Origin of the sequence: Jiella flava, assembly GCF_017349315.1 — a bacterium.
Classification (GTDB): Bacteria; Pseudomonadota; Alphaproteobacteria; order Rhizobiales; family Rhizobiaceae; genus Jiella; species Jiella flava.
The window spans coordinates 1-3,432 of sequence record NZ_JAFMPP010000031.1; the positions used below are offsets into that span (position 1 = coordinate 1).

General features: G+C 60.2%; 4 protein-coding genes and 1 pseudogene. All 5 read right to left on the reverse strand.

What is annotated here, in order from left to right:
* Nucleotides 1–119: 119 nt before the first annotated feature.
* Complete coding sequence (locus J1C48_RS19060; RefSeq protein WP_231081862.1) at nt 120–947, reverse strand: hypothetical protein; 828 nt, start codon at nt 945–947, stop codon at nt 120–122.
* A gap of 27 nt (nt 948–974) precedes the next feature.
* A pseudogene (locus J1C48_RS19315) lies at nt 975–1,451 on the reverse strand (PAAR domain-containing protein); the annotation flags it as partial.
* The gene (locus tag J1C48_RS18570) at nt 1,448–1,921 is read right to left on the reverse strand and encodes a DcrB-related protein (RefSeq protein WP_207259488.1); all 474 of its coding nucleotides are present in this window, start codon (nt 1,919–1,921) and stop codon (nt 1,448–1,450) included. The pseudogene J1C48_RS19315 and the gene J1C48_RS18570, both read right to left, overlap by 4 nt.
* Nucleotides 1,922–1,995: 74 nt before the next feature.
* Nucleotides 1,996–2,211 carry a hypothetical protein gene (locus J1C48_RS18575; protein ID WP_207259489.1) on the reverse strand — a complete coding sequence of 72 codons (216 nt, stop codon included), beginning with the start codon at nt 2,209–2,211 and terminating at the stop codon, nt 1,996–1,998.
* Nucleotides 2,212–2,262: 51 nt separating this feature from the next.
* On the reverse strand, nt 2,263–3,216 hold the full coding sequence (locus J1C48_RS18580; protein WP_207259490.1) for an IS110 family RNA-guided transposase: 954 nt from the start codon (nt 3,214–3,216) through the stop codon (nt 2,263–2,265).
* Nucleotides 3,217–3,432: the final 216 nt, after the last annotated feature.

A 3,432-nucleotide genomic window follows, 5' to 3' on the forward strand; every position in this document is an offset into this window, starting at 1 on the left:
GGTGTCGTTGGTCAGCCGGCGCTCGCCGCCCAGCGCGCGCCGCAGATCGGTGATGGCGGCCATGGCATCGGCATATTCCTCCTCGATGCCCGGCCCCATAATGGCGGGTGTGATTTCGATCATGGCCCGAAAATCTCTTGAATATCGCCGATAGAATTCTTCGCCGGCGCGATTTGCGTGCCACCGCCGGCCATGGTCCGCTGGAATTTTGCCAGCTCGACGCCATTCCGGTCTAAATATGTGACTGTTTCGGTGGCGGGATTGATGGTCGAGACGACCAATGGTCGGTCTTGCGTCAACTGTCCCCGGTAAATCGCATCGGCGCGATTGAAGCAGGGCAGAGCCAATTCGTTTTTGATGCGAGGACTGTCCCAGGCGCCGATCCTGGGATCGTAATAACGGGCCTGAATGTCGCGAAAAGTCGGCTCGTCCATCCAGTAAGGGCTCTTATCAGACGTCTTTGGAAAGCCCTTGGAGCTGAAACCGTAGAGATTATCGCCTGCCTTGCCATTTATGATGTTAAAATTATCACCGGATTCGAGCACCTGTTTTTTCATCTTCCGATCCCATCCGCCTGTATCAAGCTCACGTCGCGCGAGATCATCTTCAGGCGAAAGGTGCCTCATATCCAAGCCGCCCGGCCGCTTGGCTTCGAAATCGGAGATTTTCACCTCCGCGTTGGGCGGAATCATCGGCTCGTCTTGGAAGGGGTAGGACGGCCGGGTCGCTCCCGCCCGCGCTTCCATTTGCCGGCCGAGCGCTTTGACGCCGGTCCGCGCCGCCCGCGAGAGGCCTGTCGCCTCGATTTCCGCGAGCGCCGGCCCGATGGCCCGCGCCGCACTGCCGAGGGCCGGAAGGATCCCGACAACGGCGGCTCCCCAGCGGGCCCATTCCGGCACTTCCGACTGGATCGGCAAAGCGGTGATCTGACCGCCACCGATGAACACGTTTTTCGAACCGTCGACGATGACGGCGCCGCAGGTGATTTTGTCGCCGATGCGGGCCGCTGGCAGGCCGTTGATGAAGACGTTCGACGATCCTTGCGCGATCTTCCCTGCGTGGCAGCTCTCGGCATCGGTTACCCGCGCGGCGGGGCGCCGATTGATGAAAACGTTTGGCGATCCTTGCGTGATTTGGCCGGACGGGGCGGCCATCGACTTCGCCCCAAGCGCTTCGCCGGTGTCCTCCGCGAGGCCCATCAATTCGCCGCCAACAACGGCGTTGACTGCAAATTCGCCGACCGTCACGGCAACGCCCGCGACGAGCGGCGTCGCCAATCCTGCCGTCGCGACCTCTGCGGCGATTGCTGTCGCGGCCATGCCGACGGCGATCGCGACACCCGTCGCGGCTGCAATTCCGACGAGCGCTCCCGCCAAAAATCCGCCCAGCGCATGGCTGTGTGCGACCGGATCATGGAGGCGCGCCGCTGCGGCAGCGGGCTGATTACTCATCCGCGCCCTCGGATCGGCTCCGGCGTTGATTGTTCCCGCGGCTTAAACCCTGCAATCGACGCCATCACCGCTTCATAAGCCGGCGTCGGAAAGGGGGCGGGATGGGTCGCCGTGAAGATCAAAAGCCGCCGCCCATAAGCCCGCCGGCAGGTCAAAACTTGATCCATCAGCCCTTCGGCCGATCGCCACCGGGTCAAAAGCGCCTCGCCCGTGACATCGCTCCAGGTCAACGGCACCCGCCCGTGCAACTCGAACTCGGGCAAGGTCGTGCGCAATCGATCCAGTTCGGCTTGGACGAAGTCGTTGATCTCCATGCCCATTGGCAATGTTTCGCGGGTGATAATCAGGCTGGCTGTGGCGCGGCCATCTCCAGGAATGCGCAGCACGTGAATGGTTTGATCTTCCCACGTTCCGGGAACATCGAGCGGAAGCAAACCTTCATTAATCGCATAAATCGCGTCATTGGCCATGCGGATCTCCGAGGGACACGGCGAGTCATCGGCCCGGAGCACCCTGCGTTCTATCGAACGCAGAAAGGTCGCTCTCACCCTTTGAATCGACGCATCGTGCTTTGCCGAAAATCGATTCCGATTTTCGGGCCGACGCTGTAGATGGCACGAAGCCGGAAGTCGGCAATCCATAAGGCATCCGAATTTTTGGCCGAGACCGGATATCTTCGGCGAGCCACGCCGCCAAGCTTCAAGAATACTGGGATTTTGCTGTAACGTGCCTTGAAGAATGATACGGCGCGAGCGACCATTCTTTTCCCTGACTTGATCGGCGCTCGTCGTGACACAAAAAAGCAACGGTGTTAGGGGTCAAGCCCGGCAGCGGCGTAGTCGCGCATTCTGGCGTTGAGGATGATGATCATCTTGCGGATGACGGCGACAAGGGCGACCTTGCCCGGTTTCCCTCTGCTGCGAAGGTTTGCGTAGAAGGCCTTGATGGCAGGATCGAATCGGATCGCCGGTAAGGCGGCGATGTAGAGTGCGTCGCGGACCGGCTTTCTTCCGCCGGCAATCATGCGTTTGCCGCGCATCAGGCCGCTGTCACGGTTCAGTGGTGCGACGCCAACCAGCTTGGCGATTTGCCCCTTGTTCATGCATCCCAGTTCGGGCAACCCCGCCAGGAGGAAGCAGGCGGTTCGCAGGCCGATGCCCTTGAGCGACATGAGCACTTTGGCCTTCTTGCCGAGTTCTACGTCCGCCTTGAGACAGGCCGTCATTTCGTCGATGACGGCTTGGCGCTGGTCGAGCATGAAGCGGAGTGACGCCTCGATCCAATCTCTCGTTTTGCCCTCAGCGCTCCGGTTCAGTTTCTCTCGGCGGTTCTTCTCCTGCACAATCATGTGGGACAATTGCCGGTAGCGCAGGACGAGACCCTCCAGCGCGCTCAGGCTGTTCGATTGCCGGGGCAATATCCGCGTTTGCATGCGCCGGCCGTAGTCGGCCAGGATGAAGGCGTCGATCCTGTCGGTTTTGGAGAGCTGGCCGCAGGCTCTTGCGAACTGTCTGATCTGCTTGGCATTTACCTTGGCCAGGGGCAACCGCGCTGCCTGCAGGGCCGCCTCGACGTGACGCTCATAGCCACCGGTCGGCTCGATGATCAGCCGCTCAATTCCATCGAAAGGGGCCAGAAAGGCCAGGAAGGCAGAAATACCTTCGCTCGTATTTGGAAAACGCGCCTGCTCTTCACCGGGCAGAAGGCAGACGTCGAAAGATGATTTCGATATGTCGATGCCCACGAAACGGGTAGTATAAGTCATGGCTTTGTCCCCCTTATACGCGAGCGAAATGCTCTCTCAACGGTTCGACGAAGCCTCGAGTGCACAAAGGGTTCTGCTTTTTTACGAACGAAAGTTCATGCCCGCCTGGGCCAACCGCTTTGCGCACCATCATTGCGGTGTTGCACCACCCCAATGACACTTGAGGCCGGAGCATCTTAACCGATGCTCCGGCCTCACAATGTATAAGGCCCGCCA

Coding starts and splice junctions, on each gene's coding strand:
- J1C48_RS18575 (WP_207259489.1), bottom strand. CDS start 2,211: ATGGTCGCTCGCGCCGTATCATTCTTCAAGGCACGTTACAGCAAAATC.
- J1C48_RS18580 (WP_207259490.1), bottom strand. CDS start 3,216: ATGACTTATACTACCCGTTTCGTGGGCATCGACATATCGAAATCATCT.
- J1C48_RS18570 (WP_207259488.1), bottom strand. CDS start 1,921: ATGGCCAATGACGCGATTTATGCGATTAATGAAGGTTTGCTTCCGCTC.